This window comes from Nocardia yunnanensis (assembly GCF_003626895.1).
GTDB classification, from domain to species: Bacteria; Actinomycetota; Actinomycetes; order Mycobacteriales; family Mycobacteriaceae; genus Nocardia; species Nocardia yunnanensis.
The window spans coordinates 2029526-2052213 of the sequence record NZ_CP032568.1 but is presented as its reverse complement, the minus strand read 5'-3'; the positions used below and the strand labels follow the sequence as shown (position 1 = coordinate 2052213).

21 protein-coding genes are annotated in these 22688 nt (G+C 69.4%); 17 read left to right on the top strand and 4 right to left on the bottom strand.

Annotated elements, in window-relative coordinates; genetic code table 11:
- Positions 1-4: 4 nt before the first annotated feature.
- The 6 genes from D7D52_RS09390 to holA all read left to right on the top strand — a co-directional run bounded on the left by D7D52_RS09390 (position 5) and on the right by holA (position 6084).
- A complete protein-coding gene (locus D7D52_RS09390) occupies positions 5-655 on the top strand; it encodes a histidine phosphatase family protein (protein WP_120743951.1) in 651 nt (216 codons plus the stop codon).
- Positions 645-1442 (top strand): diglucosylglycerate octanoyltransferase, encoded by a 798-nt coding sequence (octT, locus tag D7D52_RS09385; protein ID WP_120735966.1) that lies wholly within the window; start codon positions 645-647, stop codon positions 1440-1442. The genes D7D52_RS09390 and octT overlap by 11 nt, the downstream gene beginning before the upstream one ends.
- Entirely contained in the window at positions 1439-2281 is an 843-nt protein-coding gene (locus tag D7D52_RS09380) for a DegV family protein (RefSeq protein WP_120735965.1), read from the top strand. The genes octT and D7D52_RS09380 overlap by 4 nt, the downstream gene beginning before the upstream one ends.
- A 135-nt stretch (positions 2282-2416) precedes the next feature.
- Positions 2417-3490: a ComEA family DNA-binding protein gene (locus tag D7D52_RS09375; protein ID WP_120735964.1), complete on the top strand. Its 1074-nt coding sequence runs from the start codon at positions 2417-2419 to the stop codon at positions 3488-3490.
- A complete protein-coding gene (locus D7D52_RS09370) occupies positions 3487-5100 on the top strand; it encodes a ComEC/Rec2 family competence protein (RefSeq protein ID WP_187703129.1) in 1614 nt (537 codons plus the stop codon). Before D7D52_RS09375 ends, D7D52_RS09370 begins: the two co-directional genes overlap by 4 nt.
- Before the next feature lie 9 nt (positions 5101-5109).
- The gene (holA, locus tag D7D52_RS09365; protein WP_120735963.1) at positions 5110-6084 is read left to right on the top strand and encodes a DNA polymerase III subunit delta; all 975 of its coding nucleotides are present in this window, start codon (positions 5110-5112) and stop codon (positions 6082-6084) included.
- Positions 6085-6135: 51 nt separating this feature from the next.
- On the opposite strand, the gene D7D52_RS09360 is transcribed toward holA, so the two are convergent.
- Together D7D52_RS09360 and rpsT are read right to left on the bottom strand one after the other, a co-directional pair.
- A complete protein-coding gene (locus tag D7D52_RS09360; RefSeq protein WP_246023719.1) occupies positions 6136-6888 on the bottom strand; it encodes an LGFP repeat-containing protein in 753 nt (250 codons plus the stop codon).
- A gap of 312 nt (positions 6889-7200) precedes the next feature.
- Positions 7201-7464, bottom strand: coding sequence for a 30S ribosomal protein S20 (rpsT, locus tag D7D52_RS09355; protein WP_033086444.1), 264 nt, complete (start codon positions 7462-7464; stop codon positions 7201-7203).
- Positions 7465-7731: 267 nt separating this feature from the next.
- Here rpsT and D7D52_RS09350 point away from each other — a divergent pair, with 267 nt between their 5' ends.
- Complete coding sequence (locus D7D52_RS09350; RefSeq protein ID WP_120735962.1) at positions 7732-8511, top strand: aquaporin; 780 nt, start codon at positions 7732-7734, stop codon at positions 8509-8511.
- A 6-nt stretch (positions 8512-8517) separates the two neighbouring features.
- On the opposite strand, the gene D7D52_RS09345 is transcribed toward D7D52_RS09350, so the two are convergent.
- The gene (locus tag D7D52_RS09345) at positions 8518-9099 is read right to left on the bottom strand and encodes a type II toxin-antitoxin system PemK/MazF family toxin (protein WP_120735961.1); all 582 of its coding nucleotides are present in this window, start codon (positions 9097-9099) and stop codon (positions 8518-8520) included.
- A 249-nt stretch (positions 9100-9348) separates the two neighbouring features.
- On the opposite strand from D7D52_RS09345, the gene lepA reads away from it, so the two are divergent.
- The 3 genes from lepA to D7D52_RS09330 all read left to right on the top strand — a co-directional run bounded on the left by lepA (position 9349) and on the right by D7D52_RS09330 (position 15452).
- Positions 9349-11196 carry a translation elongation factor 4 gene (lepA, locus tag D7D52_RS09340; protein ID WP_120735960.1) on the top strand — a complete coding sequence of 616 codons (1848 nt, stop codon included), beginning with the start codon at positions 9349-9351 and terminating at the stop codon, positions 11194-11196.
- A gap of 264 nt (positions 11197-11460) precedes the next feature.
- Positions 11461-13641: a hypothetical protein gene (locus tag D7D52_RS09335; protein WP_120735959.1), complete on the top strand. Its 2181-nt coding sequence runs from the start codon at positions 11461-11463 to the stop codon at positions 13639-13641.
- A complete protein-coding gene (locus D7D52_RS09330; protein ID WP_246023717.1) occupies positions 13638-15452 on the top strand; it encodes a P-loop NTPase family protein in 1815 nt (604 codons plus the stop codon). The genes D7D52_RS09335 and D7D52_RS09330 overlap by 4 nt, the downstream gene beginning before the upstream one ends.
- Before the next feature lie 36 nt (positions 15453-15488).
- Here the strand turns inward: D7D52_RS09330 and D7D52_RS09325 are convergent, their stop codons facing one another.
- A complete protein-coding gene (locus tag D7D52_RS09325) occupies positions 15489-17387 on the bottom strand; it encodes a glycoside hydrolase family 15 protein (protein WP_120743947.1) in 1899 nt (632 codons plus the stop codon).
- 236 nt (positions 17388-17623) lie between these two features.
- On the opposite strand from D7D52_RS09325, the gene D7D52_RS09320 reads away from it, so the two are divergent.
- From D7D52_RS09320 to D7D52_RS09290, 7 genes are all read left to right on the top strand, one after another.
- Entirely contained in the window at positions 17624-17863 is a 240-nt protein-coding gene (locus D7D52_RS09320) for a hypothetical protein (RefSeq protein WP_120735958.1), read from the top strand.
- 128 nt (positions 17864-17991) lie between these two features.
- Positions 17992-18243, top strand: coding sequence for a hypothetical protein (locus D7D52_RS09315; protein WP_120735957.1), 252 nt, complete (start codon positions 17992-17994; stop codon positions 18241-18243).
- 382 nt (positions 18244-18625) lie between these two features.
- Positions 18626-18715, top strand: a complete 90-nt coding sequence (locus D7D52_RS40120; RefSeq protein WP_342775259.1) for an Ms4533A family Cys-rich leader peptide — start codon at positions 18626-18628, stop codon at positions 18713-18715.
- Positions 18716-18912: 197 nt separating this feature from the next.
- On the top strand, positions 18913-19950 hold the full coding sequence (locus D7D52_RS09305; protein WP_120735956.1) for a sulfate ABC transporter substrate-binding protein: 1038 nt from the start codon (positions 18913-18915) through the stop codon (positions 19948-19950).
- Positions 19951-19985: 35 nt separating this feature from the next.
- A complete protein-coding gene (gene cysT, locus D7D52_RS09300) occupies positions 19986-20882 on the top strand; it encodes a sulfate ABC transporter permease subunit CysT (protein ID WP_120735955.1) in 897 nt (298 codons plus the stop codon).
- Entirely contained in the window at positions 20883-21692 is an 810-nt protein-coding gene (gene cysW, locus D7D52_RS09295) for a sulfate ABC transporter permease subunit CysW (protein WP_120735954.1), read from the top strand.
- Positions 21689-22684, top strand: coding sequence for a sulfate/molybdate ABC transporter ATP-binding protein (locus D7D52_RS09290; protein WP_120735953.1), 996 nt, complete (start codon positions 21689-21691; stop codon positions 22682-22684). Before cysW ends, D7D52_RS09290 begins: the two co-directional genes overlap by 4 nt.
- The last annotated feature ends 4 nt before the right edge of the window (positions 22685-22688 follow it).

Here is a 22688-nt window from a genome sequence, read left to right as displayed (position 1 = left end):
CAAGATGGCCGGCGTCCGCCGGTTGATTCTGCTGCGGCACGGGCAGACCGAATGGAATGCCTCCGACCGCATGCAGGGCCAGATCGACACCGAACTCAGTGATGTCGGCAGGCGCCAGGCCAAGGACTGCGCGCCCGACATGGCGTGCGGCGACCTCATCGCCATCGTCTCCTCCGATCTCAGGCGCGCCCACGACACCGCGCTGGCCGTCGCCGAAGCCGCGGCCATGCCGGTCGTCACCGATCCGCGGCTGCGCGAGACCAACCTCGGGCAGTGGGAGGGGATGGACCACCGCGAGGTCGACGCCCAGTTCCCGGGCGCGCGCAAGGCGTGGCGGCTGGACCCCACCTTCACCCCGCCCGGCGGCGAATCCAAGCTGCAGGTCGGCGCGCGGGCGCTGCCGGTGGTGCGGGAACTGCTCGAGCGCCGCGAGGACTGGCCGGGCCGGACCATCGTGCTGGTCGCGCACGGCGGGCTGATCGCCGCGCTGACCGCGGCATTGCTCGAACTGCCGGAACAGAATTGGCCGATCCTGGGCGGGCTGGCCAACACCAGCTGGGTGCAGCTGACCAGTCACGGCCCCAGCATCGATCAGCCCGGCTGGCGGCTGGACGTGTGGAACGCGCTCGCGAAGGTAGCCCCCGATGTCCTCTGAGGATCCGAAAGCCGCAGCGGCGGTGCACGACACCGCGGCGGCGCCGGACAGCGCGGCGGCCGAGCGCAAGGTGCTCGTGGTGGTCGCCGATTCCCTGTCCTACTTCGGACCCAAGGGCGGCCTGCCCGCCGACCACCCGCGCATCTGGCCGAATCTCGTTGCCGCCGAACTCGACTGGGATGTCGAGCTGGTGGCGCGGATCGGCTGGACCTGCCGGGACGCCTACTGGGCGCTGATCGGCGACCCGCGCATCTGGGCGGCGGTGCCGCGCGCGGGCGCGGTGGTATTCGCCACCGGCGGAATGGATTCGCTGCCCTCGCCGCTGCCGACCGCGCTGCGCGAGCTGATCCGCTACGTGCGACCGGCCACCCTGCGCCGCAGGGTGCGCGACGCCTACGGCTGGCTGCAGCCCAGGCTGTCTCCGCTGGGCTGGCCGGTGGCGCTGCCGCCGCACGTGAGCGTCGACTACCTCGAGCAGTCGCGAAACTCGCTGGCGCAGTTGCGGCCCGAGCTGCCGTTCGTGGCGGTGCTGCCGTCGGTGCATCGGTGCGAGGCGTACGCCGAGGTGCACAGCGGCCGCGAACCCATGGTCGCGGCCGTGAAAGCATGGGCGGCGTCGACCTCGGTGCCGCTGGTGGATCTCGGAGAAGCCGTGCGCGACAACGTGTTCAATGGTCCCGCCAACCCCGACGGCATCCACTGGGGCTGGGAGGGGCACAGCGCGGTCGCGCGGGCCATGGTCAAGGTGCTGACCGGAGTGACGTCGAACGAGGTTCGCACTGCATGACCGTGGTGGTGGTGACCGATTCGTCGGCCAACGTGCCGGCCGAGCTGGTTTCTGATCTTGGTGTGCTGGCCGTGCCGCTGCACGTGCTGGTCGACGACCGGGAAATCCGGGAGGGCGTCGACGCCTGCGATATCGACTACGGCTCCGCCCAGGTCACCACCTCGGCCGCCTCGCCCGGTGACCTGCGCGCCGCCTACGAGCGCGCGCTCGAACTCAGCGCCGGCGACGGCGTTGTCGCCGTGCACATCTCGCGGCAGCTGTCGGGGACCTGGGAGGCCGGGCGGCAGGCGGTGCGCGATATGGACGCCAGCGACCGGATCCGGCTGGTGGATTCGCTGAGCGCCGGTTTGGGCACCGGGCTGCCGGTGCTGGCCGCCGCGCGCCGGGCCAAGGCCGGCGAACCCCTCGATGTCGTCTACGACTCGGCGGTGGCCGCCGCGAGCCGGGGGCGGGCGTTCATCGTGGTCAACCGCACCGAACAGCTGCGCCGGGGCGGCCGATTGAGTTCGGCCGCGGCGTTTTTCGGCAGCGAACTGGTCACCAAACCGATCCTGCAGATCGTGGACGGCCGGATCGAAATGCGGGAGAAGGCGCGTACTCGCTCCAAGGCGTTCACCAAACTCGTTGCGGCGGCGGTGGATGCGGCCGGTGAGGACGGGGCGGCGGTGGCCGTCCAGCATCTCGGGGCCGAGGAGGCCGCGCACACCGTGGCCGGTCAGCTCCGGGATCTGATTCCCGGCATCCGTGAGATCATCGTCGCCGAATTCGGGCCCACCCTGGGCGTGCACCTGGGTATGGGCGCGGTGGGCGCGCTGGTCGTCCCGGGTGGCTGCGGCTAGCGCGCCGGATCCGTCGCCGGTGGCGGCCACCAGCGGAAACAGTCTTGTTCACAAGCGGTTTCGCTATCCACAGGCTCGGTGAAAGTCCAGGTCGCCGCACCGTAGCGGTGCGCCGTCGTCCCTACCGTGGGCCACATGCCACAACTCGACGAACGCACCCCGCCGGGCCACCTGCCCTCCCCACTGCACCGCCTCGCCGGTCGCCCGCATCCTGCCCGCTGGGACGAGGAGTCTCTCGACCAGCTCGGCGAATCCGGCACCGCAACGGAGGCCGAGCCCGGTCCCGCGGCGCCGGCGAGCGCGCCCGAAGCATCCGGGATTTCCACGCCCGCATGGCTTTCCGAACCTTGCGGCAGCGTGTCGCTCTGGCACGAGCGCCTGGTGCCGGAACGCTTCCGCGGCACCCGCTGGGATCCGGGACCGCGCGGAGTGCTCGTCATCGCCGCCCTCGGCCTGCTCGCCATCCTGCTGGCCGGTTATGTCGCGCTGCGCGAAGAGCCCGTCTCCCATCCGGTCCCGCCCATCGCATCCCTCACCGACACCGTCCCCGGCGACACGATCCCCGGTGACGCGGTCCCCGCCGACGCGGCAGCCGGTGCACCCGACGCTGTCGCGGCGACCTCCGGTGCGCCCCGCCCGCCGGTGTCGCGTTCCGTCGCGCCGCAGCCGGACCGAGTTCCGCTCGCCCCCACCGCGACCGCCCTCCCGGCCCCGTCCGCCACACCGAGCGAGCTGGTGGTCAGCGTCGTCGGCCTGGTCGAGCACGGCGGGCTGCGCCGCTTCCCGCCCGGCGCCCGGGTGGCCGACGCCCTGCGCGCCGCCGCCCCGCTGCCCGAAGCCGACCTGTCCACTCTCAATCTCGCCCAACCCCTCACCGACGGCGACCAGATCATCGTCGCCCGCACCACCTCCCGCCCGACCACCCCGGCGTCCGGCACCACCCTGGTGAAATCCGGCTCCCCGGCGGCCAACTCGCCGCCCGCCTCCGGCGCACCACCCCGCCCCACCGGCGTCCCCGGCAAGGTCAACCTCAATACCGCCTCCGAATCCGAACTCGACGCTCTCCCCGGCGTCGGCCCGGTCACCGCCAAGGCCATTCTCGAATGGCGTACCCGCCATGGCCGCTTCACCTCGATAGACCAGCTCGCCGAAATCCAGGGCATCGGCCACTCCCGCCTCAACCGCCTCCGCGACCGGGTGACGATATGAGCACCGCGACACCCGCCCCCGACCGGGAGCGTGGTCCCGTCGCCGTCCCGGAGGTGCTGGACGCGCGGCTGGCGCCGGCGGCGGTGTGCTGCTGGGGCGCAACGGTTGTCCCCTTGATCGCGGGCTGGCGGATGGGCGCGGCGGTGGCGGCCGGCGGCCTGCTCGCCTCGTTGTGTGTGGGCGTCTGGCTGACGCTTCGGTGGCGGGCCGGACGGGCGGCCGGGGCAGGTGGGACGACGATGGTGGGCTGGGTGCTGCTGGGGGCCTTGCTGATCGGCGCCGGCTTCGGAGTGGCGAGCACCTGGCACGCGTATCGCGTGCAGACACACCCGCTGCGGGCGGTACGCGCCGGTCAGCGACTGGTCGCGGTGGTGGAGCTGGCCGATGACCCGAAACGGTTGGGCAGCAAGCCGTTCGGCGGACCGAAGGTGATGATGCGGGCCGAACTGCTGGAATACCGGCTCGGCGGGCGGATCGTGCGGGCGGGCGGACAGGTGACGGTGCTGGCCCCCGCATCGGGATGGAAGTCGCTGCTGCCGGGCCAGCGGGTCGAATTCGGGGCGCGGGTGGCCCGGCCGTGGCGGGCGGATTCGACGGTGGCGGTCCTGCGGGCCGACGCGCCGCCGCTGATCGCCGGCGCGCCGGCCTGGTGGCAGCGCCTGGCCGGCCGGGTGCGCGGCGACTTCGCGGCCTCCGCGCACCGGGCCCTGTCCGACGACGCCGCGGGGCTGCTGCCGGGCCTGGTGATCGGAGACACCTCGGCGCTCACCGAGCACGTGCAGGAGAACTTCCAGGAAACCGATCTGTCGCATTTGACGGCGGTCAGCGGCGCCAACGTCACCATTTTGCTGGGGGCCGTGCTGGTTTCGACGCGGGCGCTGACCCTGGATCCGCGCGTCGGGGTGGCGGTCGCGGGGGCGGCGCTGGTGATGTTCGTGGTGCTGGCCCGGCCGTCGCCGAGCGTGCTGCGTGCCGCCGTCATGGGCGCCATCGCACTGCTGGCCCTGTGCACGGGTCGGCGCAAGCAGGCGCTACCCGCGTTGTGCGCGGCGGTCATCGGTTTGCTGGCGTGGTCGCCGGGCCTGGCGGTGGACGCGGGGTTCGCGCTCTCGGTGCTGGCGACGGCGGGGCTCATCGTCATCGCACCGGGTTGGGCGGATTGGCTTCGGGCCCATGGCTGGTGGCGCATTCCGGCGGATGCCTTCGCGGTGGCCGCGGCGGCGTTCGTGGTCACCACTCCGCTGGTCATCGCCATGACCGGGCATCTCAGCCTGGTGGCCATCGTGGTCAACATGCTCGTGGAGCCGGTCATCGCGCCCATCACCGTCCTCGGCGCGATCGGCGCGCTGCTGGCGTGCGCCTGGTCGCCGCTCGCGGCGCTGATCCTGCACTGCACCTCGCCACCGCTGTGGTGGCTGCTCACCGTGTCCGATCGGGCCGCCGCGCTGGGCGCTTCGGTCTCGGTGCCCACCGGTCTGCGCTCGGGTCTGGTCGCGGCGGTCGTCTGCGGGCTGATCATCGTCGGGCTGCGCCCGCGGGCCGGGCCGGCGGAAGGCGCGGACCTGGCCGCGCGCGGTGGGCCCGCGGGGGTTGTCGGGGCGGACTCGTAGGATCGGGGCGTGAACCAGCGACCCGCGCCCCTGCATCTCGTGCTCGGTGAAGAGGAACTGCTGATCGAACGGGCCGTCGCGGCGATCACCGCGCAGGCTCGATCCGTCACCCCGGATCCGGACTCGTTGCCGGTGGATCGGCTGCGCGCCGGGGATGCCAGCTCCTCGGAACTGGCGGAGCTGCTGAGCCCTTCGCTGTTCGCCGAGGACCGGGTGATCGTGCTGGAGTCGGCCGCCGAGGCCGGCAAGGACGCGGTCGCGGTGATCCAGGATGCCGCGTCCGCGCCCCCGGAGGGTGTCGTGCTGGTCATCCTGCACACCGGCGGCGGACGCGCCAAGGCGCTCGCGCCGGCCCTGCAGAAGCTGGGCGCGGTGGTGCACAGCTGCGCCAAGCTCACCAAGCCGGGCGAGCGGATCGAGTTCGTGCGCAACGAGTTTCGCGCCGCGAACGTGAAGGTGTCGGCCGACGTGGTGCAGGCGCTGCTGGAGGCCGTCGGCTCGGACCTGCGGGAATTGGCCGCCGCCAGTTCGCAGTTGGCCGCCGACACCGGCGGCAAGGTGGATCTCGCGGCGGTGCGGCAGTACTACTCGGGCAAGGCCGAGGTGACCGGCTTCGAGGTGGCGGACCTGGCCGTGGCGGGTGACCGTCCCGCGGCCATGGAGGCGTTGCGCTGGGCCATCGATCGCGGCGTCCCCGCGGTGCTGCTCGCGGACGCGCTCGCGGATTCGGTGCACACCATCGCCCGGGTCGGCTCGGCCGGGCGGGGCGACCCGTTCAAACTGGCCGGAGACCTCGGCATGCCGCCGTGGAAGGTGAAGAAGGCGCAGGGCCAGGCGCGCGGCTGGACCGGCGCCTCCATCGGGGCGGCCCTGCAGGTGGTGGCGGCCCTCAACGGGGATGTGAAGGGTCAGGCCGCGGACGCCGACTACGCCCTCGAGCACGCCCTCGCGCGGATTCTGGACCTGCGCGAGAACGCCTCCTAGGGCCGGATTCTCGACCGGGCCCGCACCGGCCTGCCGACCTTCCGGCTCGGCCTACTGGCCGTCCGGCTTCCAGACGATCTTGCCGCCCTGGAAGTCCTGGGCCTTGCCGCCCTGGTAGTCGTACTCGTCACCGCTCGGGTAGCCGTAGCGGCCGTTCTCCGCGCCGTTGCGCACCCATTCGTCGCGGATCGCGCCCCACACGATGTGGGTGCCCGTCTTCTGCGTGGAGTAGATCGCCCCGCCCTCGAACAACTGCTCGTGGGTGGCGGTGCTGCCGGTCTTGTTCTCGTCGGCGATGGGGAAGCCCAGCGGGCTGGACTCCCAGCCGACCGCGGAGTACTTGTCGCGGATCACGCCGCTGACCACATGGGTGCCCGACCCCACCGACCAGTAGATCGATCCGCCCTGGAAGTGCTGGAAGCGACCGGGTTTCGAGGTCTGGCCCTCGTCGGTGACCGGGTACTTCAGCGTGCCGCCCTCGGAGCCGGCGCCCCGCCACTTGTCGCGGATCGAGCCGCCGATGGCGTGCGCGTTGGTGGCCGGCGTCCAGTAGATGGAGACGTTGTTGGCGAAGTCCTGCTTCTTGCCCCCGCCCGCGGCGTCGCTCTCCGGCGTGGTCGGGTCGCCGAAGAAGTCCGGGCCCCCGGCCGCGTCGTACTCCACCTCGATCGCCCCGCCCACGTCGAACGGGCCGATGGGCCGGGCCGTGGCCACTCCCATACCGGCGGTCAGCGCGACCGCGGCCACGCTGAAGGCCAGCGTGCCCCGGGTCCAGGAACGGTTGTCACGACGCAGCGATGCCAAGAGAGTTCTCCCAGTGCGATATCCAATAACCCCCGGATGTATCGGTGTCATCCTGCGGTCTGTTTCTCGAGTCGGCAAGTCTGACAGTCGTAACCGACGTGACAGCTGATTTCGTTGCGGCCGGGGTAACTCGCGGCGTACCTCCAAAATCGTTTTGGCACCCGACCGGTAGCACGGGTGTGTGGCGGTTTACGGCTCCCAAGCCGCCCGCAGAAGGCACGGAGAGGCGGTCCAGACACGACAAAAGCCGCCGTGGTCATCGTGGCCACGGCGGCTGGTGAAAGCATGATGCCGGTAGAAGTACCGGGCAGATCAGCCGAGCTTGTTGAAAGCCAGCGACAGGGCCGACTTCTTGTTGGCGGCCTGGTTGGCGTGAATGACGCCCTTCGAGGCGGCCTTGTCCAGGCTCTTGCTCGCGGACTGCATCAGCTCGAGCGCCTTGTCCTTCTCGCCCGCCGCAGCGGCCTCGCGGAACTTGCGGATCGAGGTGCGCAGCGCGGACTTCACCGACTGGTTACGCTGACGCGCAAGCTCGTTGGTGCGAATCCGCTTCATCTGGGACTTGATGTTGGCCACGCCGGTTTCCTCGTGTTCCTTCGTTTGGTGTGTATGCGGGATGCAATGTCGTTTGGCAGAGCAAAGTCTTCGGGCGCGCACTACGAGAGGGGCAGTTGCAGCACCGACCGTCGAGGCTACCAGGCCACGCGCACCGGTAGGAAATCGGCCCCGTGGCGCCGCCGAAAGGTATCTTCAGGGAGCGGCTCGACCGGTCTCGGGGTCGTGGTGGAGATGACCCGCCTGGCCTGAAGCAGCCTTGGATGCCCTGCAAGCGGAAGGTAGCCGATGTCCCCCACAGCTCAGGAAGTCGCCGAGAATCTCACCGACTTACAGCCACCCTCCCTGGGACGCAAGGTGTTCGCCGAAGCGCTGGGCACGTTCGTGCTGGTGCTCGGCGGTGTCGGCACCGCCGTACTGGCGGGGGAGCGGGTCGGGGCGCTCGGCGTGGCGCTGGCCTTCGGCCTGACCCTGCTGTTCCTCGTCTATTCCATCGGGCCGATCTCCGGCTGCCACGTCAATCCGGCGGTCACCGTCGGACAGCTGCTGCTGGGGCGGGTCAACCTCGTGGTCGCGGCGGCCTACTGGGTCGCCCAGATCGTCGGCGGGCTGGCGGCGGGCGCGGTCGTCTACGCCGTCGCCAAGAACCTGCCCTCCTACGACCGCGCCAAAAACGGTCTGGGAGCGAACGGTTGGGGCGCGCACAGCCCGTCCAAGGTGGTGCTCGGTGAGGTCACCACCAACGGGTACGGGCTGGCGGCCGCCATCACCGTGGAGGTGATCCTGACGGCGCTGCTGGTGTTCGTGGTGCTGGCCTCCACCGATCAGCTCTCCGACATTCCGCTGGCGGGGCTGTCGATCGGCCTCACCTACACGGTGATTCACCTGATCTCGATCCCGGTGGACAACACCTCGGCCAACCCGGCCCGCAGCCTGGCGGTCGCCTTCTTCCAGGACGGCGCGCCCGCGCAGCTGTGGGTGTTCATCGTGTTCCCGCTGATCGGCGGCGTGCTGGGGTCCCTGGTCTACGGGATGATGTACGGCCGCTCGCGCAACATGGCGAGCTGATTCGGTTCAGTGCCAGTGGTATTCGGCGCACAGCCGATGTGCCACCCGGTCGAAGATCTTGCGCGGCAGGATCGCGCCCTCGCGGCGAATGCCCATCTCGGGAACGTCGAGGACGCGGTCCAGCCGCACCCAGCTGTCGCGCCCGGCGCTGTCCCACGCGCCCGCGCCGATGCCCACCCAGTTGTCGTGGTGGGCGTGATCGGCGTTGGAGGAGAGCATGAGGCCCAGCAGGGTCTTGCCCTCGCGCCCGACCACCAGCACCGGCCGGTCCTTGCCATTGCTCGGGTCCTCCTCGTAGGGGACCCAGGTCCACACGATCTCACCCGGATCGGCCCGCCCGTCCAGCTGCGGGCTGTAGACGATCAGCCGCGCCCGCTCGTGCGAGGGCACCCCCGCCGACGAGGTCGGCCGGACCGGCACCCCCGGCGCCTGGCGCGGTGTCGTCACCGCGCGCATCGCCCGATCCCACACCGTGGATCGCCGCACCCGCCCGATCAACTTGGGGGCCTGGTTCGTCACGAGCTGGGTCCCCTGCTCCTTGGCCACGATCCCCAACTGCTTCCCCAGAGCGTTCCACCTGCCAGCCATGTCCCGCAGCCTAACGGCGGACTCCCCGAATCTCATCCGCACTGAATTTCCTTGCCCACGAGGGTGGTCCACGTGCAGGTTCGCGGCCGTCTCGATTCTGGACTGACGGAGCGGGGGAGCGAAGCGGAGGAGCGGAGGAGGGAAGAATCGAGACCTCGGGGCCGCGAACCCGCCGGAGCGGAGCGGAGGCCAAAAACACAGCACCGTAGACTTGCACGTTGACATGCCGCTGTTTCGCCATGCCGAGGAGTGACTCCGATTAGCAGCTTCGCCGACAAGACGTTCACCGATCCCAGCCGGATCAGGAACTTCTGCATCATCGCGCACATCGACCACGGGAAATCGACCCTGGCCGATCGCATGCTGCAACTCACCGGTGTGGTCGAGGAGCGCGCGATGCGCGCCCAGTACCTGGACCGCATGGACATCGAGCGGGAACGCGGCATCACCATCAAGGCGCAGAACGTGCGGCTGCCGTGGAAGGTCGGTGACGAGGAGTACGTCCTGCACCTGATCGACACGCCCGGCCACGTCGACTTCACCTACGAGGTGTCGCGCGCGCTCGAAGCGTGTGAGGGCGCGATCCTGCTGGTCGACGCCGCCCAGGGCATCGAGGCGCAGACCCTGGCCAACCTGTACCTGGCCATGGACAAGGACCTGACCATCATTCCGGTCCTGAACAAGATCGACCTCCCGGCCGCCGACCCGGACCGCTACGCCGCCGAGCTCGCCCACATCGTGGGCTGCGAGCCCGAGGACGTGCTGCGGGTCTCGGGCAAGACCGGTGTCGGCGTGGCCGAGCTGCTCGACGAGGCCGTGCGCGTGGTGCCGCCGCCGGTCGGCGAGGCCGACGCCCCCGCCCGCGCCATGATCTTCGACTCGGTCTACGACACCTACCGCGGCGTCGTCACCTATGTGCGTGTGGTGGACGGCAAGCTCACCCCGCGCCAGAAGATCAAGATGATGTCCACCGGCGCCACCCACGAGTTGCTCGAAATCGGCATCGTGTCACCGGAACCCAAGCCCACCCAGGGTCTGGGCGTCGGTGAGGTGGGCTACCTCATCACCGGTGTGAAGGACGTGCGCCAGTCCAAGGTCGGTGACACCATCACCTCGCAGCGCGACGGCGCGACCGAGGCGCTGACCGGCTACCGCGAGCCGCGGCCGATGGTCTACTCGGGTCTGTACCCGGTCGACGGTTCCGACTACCCGAACCTGCGCGACGCCCTGGACAAGCTGCAGCTCAACGACGCCGCGCTGACCTATGTGCCGGAAACCTCTGTGGCCCTTGGCTTCGGCTTCCGCTGTGGCTTCCTGGGCCTGCTGCACATGGAGATCACCCGTGAGCGGCTCGAGCGCGAGTTCGGCCTCGATCTGATCTCCACCGCGCCCAACGTGATCTACCGCGTGGTCATGGAGGACGGCACCGAGCACGTCGTCACCAACCCGTCGTACTGGCCCGAGGGCAAGGTGCGTGAGATCTACGAGCCGATCACCCGCTGCACCGTGATCGCGCCGAGCGAATTCGTCGGCACCATCATGGAACTGTGCCAGTCCCGCCGCGGCGAACTGCTCGGCATGGACTACCTGTCGGAGACCCGCGTCGAGATGCGCTACACGCTGCCGATGGCGGAGATCATCTTCGACTTCTTCGACTCGCTCAAGTCGCGCACCCGCGGCTACGCCTCGCTCGACTACGAGGAGGCCGGTGAGCAGCAGTCCGCGCTGGTCAAGGTGGACATCCTGCTGCAGGGCGAGGCGGTCGACGCGTTCTCGGCCATCGTGCACAAGGACGCCGCCCAGGCGTACGGGCACAAGATGACCACCAAGCTGCGCGAGCTCATCCCGCGCCAGCAGTTCGAGGTGCCCATCCAGGCCGCCATCGGCTCGAAGGTCATTGCGCGCGAGAACATTCGGGCCATCCGCAAGGACGTGCTGGCCAAGTGCTACGGCGGTGACATCAGCCGTAAGCGCAAGCTGCTCGAGAAGCAGAAGGAAGGCAAGAAGCGCATGAAGACGATCGGCCGCGTCGAAGTGCCGCAGGAAGCCTTCGTGGCGGCGCTGAGCACGGAGTCGGCCTCGGACAAGAAGAAGTAGGGCGCACTCTCGTAGCTCTCGTGCCCCGCTGCCTGTCGCAGCGGGGCACGCGCGTGAACGGGTGCTGCGCGCGGCCCGGTATGCAGCGGGAAAATGGGTCTTCCGTACTGATATGCAGGGTGACAAGCTATGTCTCGCCCCACTGTGCACACCGCCGCCGACCTGGTGGATGTGACAGACCGGTTATCCGGAAATAGGGTGTGAAACGAGTTTGGTCCGGTAGGCCGCGCGACGGCCCGCCGGAGCCCTGAGAGCGGAGCCTGTATGACACGTGATCTGCCCTTCGACGACGCTGCCGACGCTGCTGACGACGGCGGAGACGCCGCCTACCGCATCGCCAACGGTGTCGCGCGCGTGGCCAGGGCAGGCGCGTACGTCACCGGCGGTGCGCTCATCGCCGCGGGCGGCAGCCGCGGCGGCACCCCGGCCATCGACCACGACAGCAAGAACGTGGGCTGGTCGGAGGTCAACGATCCGCAGTCGGACAAGCCCAGCCCCACCCTCACTTTCCCCGATCTGACCCCGGAATCGGTGAGCCCGCAGCATCAGGCTCCCGGCGTCTCCCCGGTCGCGGCCCCCCTCGGCACGCTGGGCGACTACCAGCACGGCACCGACGCCGGCCTCTTCCCGGCCGCGTTCGACGCGATTCCGCAGCCGGACACCACGATCTCCGGTTTCCACGGACTCGGCCTGCCCGACAACGAGACCGGTGCGAACGACTTCCCGGCCTACGGCTCGCGCCCCGCCTTCAGCCTGCCCGGCGCGGAGGACGAGCAGACCGGATCGGCGCCCGCCGAACCGCACCTGCCGAGCCTGCCCGGCCAGACCAACCCCTTCGACGGACTCGACGGCTTCACCCTGCCCGGCGGCGCCGGCGGCATGCACCTGCCCGGCACGCCCGGCTTCCTGCCCGGCGCGACCGACGGCATGCACCTGCCCGGCGCGGGCGCCGGTATGCAGTTGCCGGGAGCGGGCGACGCCATGCACCTGCCCGGCGCCGATGCGGGCATGCATCTGCCGGAGGCCCCCGGCGCGGGCGCGGGCACCGGTCTGTTCGTCGGCACCGACTGGTCCTTCGACGCCCACATCGGCCTCGACGGCGCGTGGGTGCACTCGAATCTGAACGTGAACGTCGGCGTCGGCTCGGTCGGCCACCAGCTGGATTCCTTCGGACAGCAACTGGGGCAGGGGATTTCGCATGTCCCGGCCAACACCACGCTGCCCAACAACGGTGGCGCGCCCAGCCTGCCGGGCGCGTCGACGCCGAACAATATGGGTACGCCGTTCAATTCGGCCGCAACCCCCGCCTCGGCCGCGAATTCCCTTCCGGGGCAAGGCGCGTCCGGGACACACTCGGGTGGCTCACCGACTTCCGCTGTGCCCGGCGCGAATTCGGCCGCGTTGGGTTCGCCGCTGGGCTCGTCCGCCGCCCCGTCGACTCCGATGTCCCCGTCGACTCCGATGTCGCTGGGTTCGCCCGCCCCCGCCCCGATGTCTCTGGCGCCGGTGTCCACGCCGGTCGCCGCGCCCATGGTGCCCGCCCCCGTCGCCCCGGCGGTCGTCGCGCCGGTGGCCGTCGCGCAGCCGGTCGCGGTGACCCCGCTGCAGACCACCATTCAGCCCGACGCCGCCAACCAGCCGATCGCGAATCTGCTGTCCACACACGGTGGCCCGTCGCCGCTGACCGCGCCCGCCGCGGTCGCGCCCACGCTGTTCGACCACGGTCGTCAGCCGGTGCTGGCCAGCGGTGAGCCGTCGGCGCCCGGCCATCCGGCCGGCCTGGTGGACAAGCCGGTCCCGGTCACCCCGCCGACGACCGCCCCGCAGGTCAGCGTGCCCACGAAGATCGATCCCGCACCGGTGCTCACCACCGTGCCGCCGGTGCCGACCACCAAGATCCCCGGGATCGACACCGATATCACCAAGCCCGGCACCAACCCGGTGACCACGCCCGTCACCCCGCCGACCAATACCGGCGACGACGTCACCAAACCGCATCGGCCCACCGACGATCCGGGCACGCACGGGGGCACCCCGAGCGTGCCGAGCGACGACACCGCGCCGACGCATCAGCCGACCGCCACCAACCCCGTGCCCACCCATCAGCCGGATGTGCCCACCCCGACGGTGGTGCCGACGGCGCCGAGCGTGCCGGATCATCAGCCCAGCGTGTCGGTCGCGCCCGTGCCGACCACCGTCGCGCCCGTGCCGACGGTGGCCCCGCAGCCGATCACCACGCCGCCGCACGTCGACGCGCCCGTGAAACCCATTGCCGATCACTACGATTCGGGCCACTACGACACGACCGGTCAGCTGCTGGGCTACCACGACACCGGTCTGTCCGTCCACGACGGCGGCCTGTTCACGTCGCTGGTGCCCGATGCCGGTCTCGTCGATTCCCACGTGCCCGTGCACGGTCCGGGCGATCACATGCTGCTGCTGTGAGCGGCGCCGATCGTCAGGTCGCGGTGAAGAATCCCGAGGTGCTGGGCCCGCTGGTGGAGCTGCTCGACCAGCTGCTCGAATTGACCCACGCCTCCGGCCGGGTGGATCTGTCCGGCCGCCTGGGCATCGCGCGCGCCCGGCTGGCCGACCCGCGGGTGCGGCTGGTCGTGGTCGGGGAGTCCAAGAGCGGTATGAGCACGCTGGTCAACAGCCTGGTCGGGACCGCGGTGAGCGCCACCGAGGGCCGCTCCAGCGTGCCGGTGATCGCCGAGTACGGGCAGCAGGCCGGCGCCGTGCTGGTGAAGGCCGGTCCGGGCGGCGTCGCGCAGCGCACCGCGGTCGATCCGCGGCAGGCGCTGGCGGAATTGGACGGCGGCGACGTGATCCGCGCCGAGTTCACCCAGCCCAGTCCGCTGCTCGCGGAGGGCTTCGTGGTGCTGGACGCGCCCGGTTCGCCCGCCGAGACTCCCGCCACCTGGTCGCTCATCGCCGCCGCCGACGCGGTGCTCTATGTCGCGGACGCCGGAGTTCCGTTCACGCCGGCGCAGATCGAGCAGCTGCAGCGCATCCGGCAGGTGTGCCCGACGGTGGTCTGCGTGCTCAACAAGATCGACCAGTATCCGCAGTGGCCGCAGGTGCAGCAGCACGACCGCACCCTGCTCGACGAGGCCGGCCTGGCCTTCGCCGTCGCCCCGGCCTCGGCGCGGCTGCACGAGCACGCGGCCGCCACCGGCGATCAGCGGCTGGATCTGGAATCCGGTGTGCCGCAACTGCTCGACCATCTGCGCTCGTATGTGCTGGGCCGCGCCGACGCGGTGGCCGTCGAGGCCGCGGTGCGCGATATCGGGCTCATCACCGACCATTTGGCGCTGGCGTTGCGCAGTGAGGCCGAGACGCTGCGGGATCCGCGCCGGCTGACCGGCATCACCGAGCAGTTGCGCCGCACCCGCGAGGAGGCCGAGCAGCTGCGCCAGCGCACCGCCAACTGGCAGGTGACCCTGGCCGACGGTGCGGGCGAGCTGATGGCCGACACCGAACACGATCTGCGCCACCGGCTGCGCAGCCTGATCCGCGACGCCGAGGCCGACATCATGAAGGGCGATCCGGCCAAGGGCTGGGCCGACTTCGGCGCGGACCTGGACGCCAAGATCTGCGAGGCGGTGGAGGAGAACTTCGTCATCGCCCACTATCGTTCGGTGGAGCTGGCCGAGCAGGTGGCGGCCAAGTTCCCCGAAAGCGGCATTCCCACACCGGATCTCAAGCTCGACAACCCGGGTGACGTGGGCGCGGTGTTGGAGCCGGTGGCCGCGCTCGACAAACTCGACAGCGCCAAACACGGTGTCACGCAACAGGTCCTGACCGTGCTGCGCGGCTCCTACGGCGGCCTGCTCATGGTCGGCCTGATCACCAGTCTGCTGCACATGTCGCTGGTGAACTGGTACTCCGGCGGCGCGGCGGTGCTGCTGGGCGTGAACGCGCTGTGGGACGACCGCAAGGCCCGCCGCCAGCGTCGCCAGGCGGAGGCCAAGATGGCCGTCGCGCGGCTGATGGACGATGTGATCTTCCAGGTGAGCAAGGAGTCGCGCTCCCGATTGCGCACCGTGCAGCGCAGCCTGCGCGATCACTTCACCGAGATCGCCAATTCCACGCTGCGCTCGGTGGACGCCTCGCTGCGCGCCGCCGAGGAGGCGGCCACCCTGCATTCCGGCGCGGGCCGCGAACAGCGGCTCACCGAGATCGAACGGTCGCTGGTGCGGTTGCGCGAGATCCGCGAGCACGCCGACAGCATCGGCGAGAATCCTTCGTACTGAACGGAATCGGCCGCGCCGACGGCCGATTCCGGTGTCCTACCGTCCCGGGTGCGCCGGGTTGAAGGTGCTCGCCGTGCGCGAGTCCTCGGCCCGGATCACGTGCATCACCGCGTTGATCAACGCCAGATGCGTGAACGCCTGCGGGAAGTTGCCCAGATGCCGTCCCGTCCGCGAATCGATCTCCTCCGCGTACAGCTTGAGCGGGCTGGCATACCCGAGCAGCCGCTCGCACAGCTGCCGGGCCCGTTGCAGCTCACCGATTTCCACCAGCGCCGACACCAGCCAGAACGAGCAGATGGTGAACGAGCCCTCCTCGCCGGACAGCCCGTCGTCGGTGGTGTCGGTGCGGTAGCGCAGCACCAGCCCGTTCTCGGTGAGGTCGTCGGCGATGGCCAGCACGGTCGCGCGCACCCGATGATCGGTGGGCGGCAGGAACCGGGTCAGCACTACCAGCAACAGTGATGCATCCAGCGTATCGCTGCCGTAGCTCTGGGTGAACACGCCCGCGGAGTTGACGCCGTTGTCGAGGATGTCGGAGCGGATCTCGTCGGCGATGTCGTGCCATTTCTTGGCGTAGTCGAATTCCCCGTGCAGCTCCGCCAGTTTCGCGCCGCGGTCCAGCGCCACCCAGCACATGACCTTCGAGGAGGTGAAGTGCTGCGGCTCGCCGCGCACCTCCCAGATACCGCGATCGGGATTGCGCCAGTTCTCGATCGCCGCCCGCACCTGCCGTTCCAGCATGGGCCACAAGGTCTCCGGCACCTGCTGGCGCGATTTCACGTGCAGGTAGACCGAATCCAGGATGGTGCCCCAGATATCGTGCTGATCCTGGTTGTAGGCGTCGTTGCCGATGCGCACCGGCCGCGCCCCGTCGTAGCCGGACAGCTGCGGCAGTTCGGATTCGGTGATCTCGCGTTCGCCGCCGATGCCGTAGAGCACCTGCAGCGGAATGGGTTTGCCGTCGTCGTCGGTGGTGACGTCGTGCAGGAAGGCGAAGAAGTCGTCGGCCTCCCGATCCAGCCCGAGCGTGTACAGGCCCCACAGCGCGAACGACGAATCGCGCACCCAGGTGTAGCGGTAGTCCCAGTTGCGTTCCCCGCCGGGGGTTTCCGGCAGCGAGGTGGTCGCCGCCGCCAGCAGCGCCCCGGTCGGCGCGTAGGTGAGGCCCTTGAGCGTCAACGCGCTGCGCTGCAGGAAGCCGCGCCACGGATGATCCGGGAAGCGCCCCAGCGTGATCCACTGCCGCCAGCATTCGGTGGTCTGCCACATCTTCTCCGCCGCCTCGGCGAAGGTGTGCGGCGGCTCCAGATCCGACCACGACAGCGCGACGAAGATGGAGTCGCCCTCCTTCATGCGGGTGCGGGCGCGGGCCTCCCGGCCCTCGAGGCCCAGGCGCAGATCGGTGGTGAGGGTCAGCGTCGGGCTGCCCTCGATTTCGCAACTGGCGCTGGCCTGTTCGTAGACGTTGCCGCTGTACTCCCAGCGGGCCGGGCCGTTGTGATAGTCGAACGCCGGCTCACAGCTCATCTCCAGCTCGACCACGCCGTTCACGCATTTCACGGTGCGCAGCAGGATGTGCTCGGCGTCCCAGTCCATGGGGGTGCGCTTGTGGCTGCGGCTGCGGGAGCGATTGTTGTGCCAGGGGCCCAGCACCAGCGCGTCGCGCACGATCAGCCAGCCGGTCTCGGTCTGCCAGGTGGTCTCCACGATCAGCCCGCCGGGCAGATAGCGGCGCGCGGCGGGCACATTGCGGCCGTAGGGGCCGATGCGGAAATGCCCGGCGCTGCGGTCGAGCATGGCGCCGAAGATGCTGGGGGAGTCCGGTCGCGGCACGCACATCCACTCGACCGACCCGTTGCGGGCGATCAGGCAGCTGGTCTCGCAGTCCGACAGGAAGGCGTAGTCGTCGATGGGGGGAAACACCGAGTGATGCATACCACCGGTCGCCGACGGCAGATAGTTGTCCGAGAGGGCGGGATCTTGGCGATCGATGCCCTCGCGGGGAGCGTCCACCGGGGCCGGGTCGTCGTAGTCGGCGACGGGATCGATGCCGATCTCGCTTCCGAGGGGACGGTCGGAGGATTCCGGTTCGTCGTAGGACTCCATAGGAACATGATGTGTCCAGTCGGCCCGAATCGTCTACCGCGGGCTCGTCGGCCTAGGCTGGGGTCGTGCATGCGATCGCAGGATGGTGGGACGGCGTCGAACTGTGGGTGGCGGGGCTGCCCTTCGTTCCCCAGTTCGCGGTGGTGCTGGCCGCGATGGTGCCGGTCTGCCTGGCCATCGCCTTCGGGCTGGACCGCGCGCTGCGGGTGGTGCTGCGGGTGCTGGGCCGCGACCGGGTCGCCGCCCGGGAGGCCACGGTCGCCGCTGCGGCGCCGGCGCGTCCGGTGCGGAAGGAAGCCGCCTGAGATGCCTCGCTCCCGTGTCCAGCTCGCCCTGATCGCACTGCTTGTTCTCGTCGTCGTCGCCTGGTTGTTCACTCGCTGACCGAGTTTCGGTACCGCGGTGGCGAATTCTCGGCGTACTGTGCTGACCCATGTCGACAACCGATGAAGGTCTGGAACTGGTGCTGTCCGAAGAGGAATTCGAGGACGAGCCCCGTCTGATCGCCACCCACTACGCCGGGCCCGAAGAGGCCCTCGAGATGGTGAAGGCCGCCCAGCTGCTGGGCCTGGGCGTTCGCCTCGCCAACCGCATCCGCCCGGACGAGGACGATGCCGAATCGGCCACCGAGGAGTGGATCCTCGACATCCTCGAGACCCCGCCGGTCGTCGAGGGAGACGAGTAACCCTTTCCGGTTACCGAAGAAGATGTGGGGGCACAGCCCCCACACCCTCAGCCCCTCAGTTCTCTCCGCGAATTCGCTTGCCCAGCTTGGACAGCGTCTCGCCGACCTCCTGACCCACCGTGCCGACCGTGTGCCCCACATCGCGGCCCAGGTTGCGCACGGTGCGGATCAGGGGGTCTTCCGACTGATCGAAGTTCTCCCGGTACGCCCGCGCCGCATGCTTGATCTCCTCACTGATGCGCGCGTTCTTGTCCCCGGAAATTCCCGGCGGATGCGGGCCGGTGTCGTCATTTGTGTCCCCCAGGGATGTCGAGAGCGTCGTATTTCCCGGAAAAATCCGGTGATTCGCGGCGCGTCGGTTCGCTCTGCTACAGTCTGCCCCGTGTCATCGAGTGTTGTGCCCCAGGTCCGCCATGAATTGGCGTTGATTGCTGTGGGCTGCCTCGCGGTCTCGGATATTCACTGTCGTTGATTGCCGACCGGGCACTGCTGCACACCGTCTGAGTAGACTGGCGCGCGCACCTTTTCGCAGTTCGTGTTCGTCCCCCCGGCGGCCTTCGGGCCGGAGCGCCACCGTCGTGTCAGTGCACGCGACGGGTCTACGGCAGTACGCATTCTCCCGCCGGTCGACGTGACTACCGGCGGGTCCCCCCGGAAAGGTCCACGCCGATGTTCCGCAACACCCGTCTCTCCCGCCGATCTACCTTCGCCGTCGCCGCGACCGCGGTCGTCGCGACCGTGCTGACCGCCTGCGGTGGCGGCTCGAGCGATACCAAGGACAGCGGCCCGGCCGCGGGCGGCGGTGGCACCGTCAACCTGTACGCCTACTCGGTGGCCAAGGCCGCCTACGACAAGGTGACCCCGGTCTTCAACAAGACCGACGCCGGTAAGGGCGTGCAGTTCCAGGCCTCCTACGGTCCGTCGGGCGATCAGTCCCGCAAGGTCAAGGACGGCGCCGAGGCCGATGTGGTGAGCTTCTCCGTCGAGCCCGACATCACCCGCCTGGTCGATTCCGGTCAGGTCGACGCCAGCTGGAACGCCGACGCCAACAAGGGCGTGCCGTTCGGTTCGGTGGTGGCCATCGCGGTCCGCAAGGGCAATCCGAAGGGCATCAAGAACTGGGACGATCTGCTCAAGCCGGGCGTCGAGGTGGTCACCCCGAACCCGTTCAGCTCGGGCTCGGCCAAGTGGAACCTGCTGGCCCCCTACGCCGCCAAGAGCGAGGGCGGCAAGAACCCGCAGGCCGGTCTGGACTATCTGACCCAGCTGCTGGGTCACGTGCACGTGCAGCCCAAGTCGGGTCGCGAGGCCACCGACACCTTCCTGCAGGGCACCGGTGACGTGCTGATCAGCTACGAGAACGAGGCCATCTTCTCCGAGCAGAAGGGCGACCCGATCGAGCACTTCGTCCCGGACACCACCTTCCGCATCGACAACCCGGTCGCGGTGCTCAAGAACGCCAAGAACCTCAAGCAGGCCACCGCTTTCCGCGACTTCCTCTACACCTCCGACGCGCAGAAGGCGTTCGCGGACGCGGGCTTCCGTCCGGTCGATCCGAAGGTGGTCGCCGATCACGCCAAGGACTTCCCGACCCCGGCCAAGCTGTACACCATCGCGGACCTGGGTGGCTGGAAGACCGTCGACAAGGATCTGTTCACCCCGAACACCGGTTCGGTGGCGCAGATCTACGACAAGGCCACCAAGTAGCCGGGTGACCTGCGACACAAGCGATACTCGACACTGTGAGTGACAGCAGTTCGAACGCCGGAACCGGTCTCGGTTCCGGCGTTTCGGTAGACGACAACCCGCGGCGGCCGGGTCCGGGCCGGATCCGTTCCTGGTTCCGGGTGAGCGGTTCGGTGGGTCCGCTCGGCATCGGCACGTCCGTGCTGTGGCTCAGCATCATCGTGCTGCTGCCGCTGGCGGCGCTGACGGTCAAATCCTTCGACAGCGGCTGGTCCGGCTTCTGGGACGCGGTGACCGCGCCCGCGGCGCTGGACGCGTTGCGGGTGACCGTGTTCGTGTCGGTCATCGTGACGCTGATCAATGTGGTGATGGGCACGCTCATCGCCTGGGTGCTGGTGCGCGACGACTTCCCGGGCAAAGGCATCGTGAACGGCTTCATCGATCTGCCGTTCGCGCTGCCCACGATCGTGGCCAGCATCGTGCTGCTGGCGCTGTACGGCCCGCAGTCGCCGCTGGACATTCATCTCAACGCCACCCAGCCGGGTCTGGTGGTGGCGCTGGCGTTCGTGACGCTGCCGTTCGTGGTGCGTTCGGTGCAGCCGGTGCTTATCGAGGCCGACCGGGATGTGGAGCAGGCGGCCGCGTCGCTGGGCGCGGACAACTGGACCACCTTCCGGACCATCATCCTGCCGACGCTGGCTCCAGCCATTGTGAGCGGTTCGGGTCTGGCGTTCGCGCGCGCCATCGGCGAGTACGGCTCGGTGGTGCTGATCGGCGGCGGCATTCCCAAGAAGACGCAGATGGCCTCGCAGTACATCCAGCAGCAGATCGAGGTGGACCGCCCGGTGAACGCGGCCGCGGTCTCGGTGGCGCTGCTGGCGATCTCGCTGCTGACGCTGTTCGTGCTGCGGGTCACGGCGGACCGCCTGGCGCGCAAGGAGCGGGAGGCGTAGATGAAAGTCGGCTTCTGGACCAAGATTTCGCTGCGCACGATCGCGCTGGCGTATCTGTTCGTGCTGTTGCTGGTGCCGCTGGGCATCATCCTGTGGCGCACCTTCGAACGCGGCATCGGCGCGTTCTTCGACTCGGTCACCACCCCGGCGGCGGTGTCGGCGTTCGATCTGACGTTGACGATCGTGGCGATCACGGTGCCGGTGAACGTGATCTTCGGGGTGATCATCGCGATCGCGCTGGTGCGCGGGAAGTTCCCCGGGCGCAATCTGCTGCAGGCCGTGGTGGATCTGCCGATGGCGACTTCGCCGGTGGTGGTGGGTGTTTCGCTGATCCTGCTGTGGGGCGCCAACGGCTGGTTCGGCGGCCTCGACCAGCACGGGTTGAAGATCATCTTCAATCTGCCGGGCATGATCATCGCGACCATCTTCGTGACGCTGCCGTTCGTGGTGCGCGAGGTGGAGCCGGTGCTGCACGAGATCGGCGACGATCAGGAGCAGGCCGCGGCCACCCTGGGCGCCTCGGGCTGGCAGACGTTCTGGCGCATCACGCTGCCGGCCATCCGCTGGGGCCTGACCTACGGCATCGTGCTGACGGTGGCCCGCGCGCTCGGCGAATTCGGCGCGGTGATCATGGTGTCCACCGGTCTGCCCGGCAAATCGCAGACGCTCACCCTGCTGGTGAACGGGCGATACGTCAACGACCACAACACCTTCGGCGCGTACTGCGCGGCGACCCTGCTCATGGGCATCGCCCTGGTTGTTCTTCTGCTCATGACCCTTCTAGAACGCAAGCGGGGCACTGCCAAATGATCACCGTGACCAATGCGAACAAGCGGTACGGCACCTTCGCCGCCCTCGACGACGTCAGCATCGACATCCCGTCGGGTGAGCTGACCGCGCTGCTGGGGCCGTCCGGTTCGGGCAAGTCGACGCTGCTGCGCTCGATCGCCGGGCTGGAGAACCTCGACGACGGACTGGTCACCATCGCCGGGCGCGACGTCACCAATGTGCCGCCGCAGAAACGCGATATCGGTTTCGTGTTCCAGCATTACGCCGCGTTCAAGCACATGAGCGTGCGCGACAATGTGGCCTTCGGGCTCAAGATCCGCAAGCGGCCCAAGGCCGAGATCAAGAAGAAGGTCGACGACCTGTTGGAGATCGTCGGCCTCGACGGCTTCCAGCACCGCTATCCCGCGCAGCTGTCGGGCGGTCAGCGTCAGCGCATGGCCCTGGCCCGCGCGCTCGCGGTGGACCCGCAGGTGCTGCTGCTGGACGAGCCGTTCGGCGCGCTGGACGCGAAAGTCCGTGCGGACCTGCGCACCTGGCTGCGCCGGCTGCACGAGGAGGTGCACGTCACCACCGTGCTGGTCACCCACGATCAGGAGGAGGCCCTCGACGTCGCCGACCGGATCGCGGTCATGAACAAGGGCCGCATCGAACAGGTCGGCAGCCCCGAGGACGTGTACGACCGGCCCGCCAACGAATTCGTGATGGGGTTCCTGGGCGCGGTCGCCAAGCTCAACGGACATCTGGTGCGCCCGCACGATATTCGCGTCGGCCGCGACTCCAGCATGGCGCTGGCCGCGCACGAGGGCACCGCGCAGTCCGCCGGGGTCACCCGCGCGACCGTGGAACGCGTCGTGCACCTGGGCTTCGAGGTGCGCGTGGAGTTGCGCAACGCGGCCACCGGTGACCTGTTCACCGCGCAGGTGACGCGCGGCGACGCCGAGGCGCTGCATCTGGCCGAGGGCGAGACCGTCTTCGCGCGCGCCACCCGCATCCCGGAACTGCCGGTCGCGTAACGGT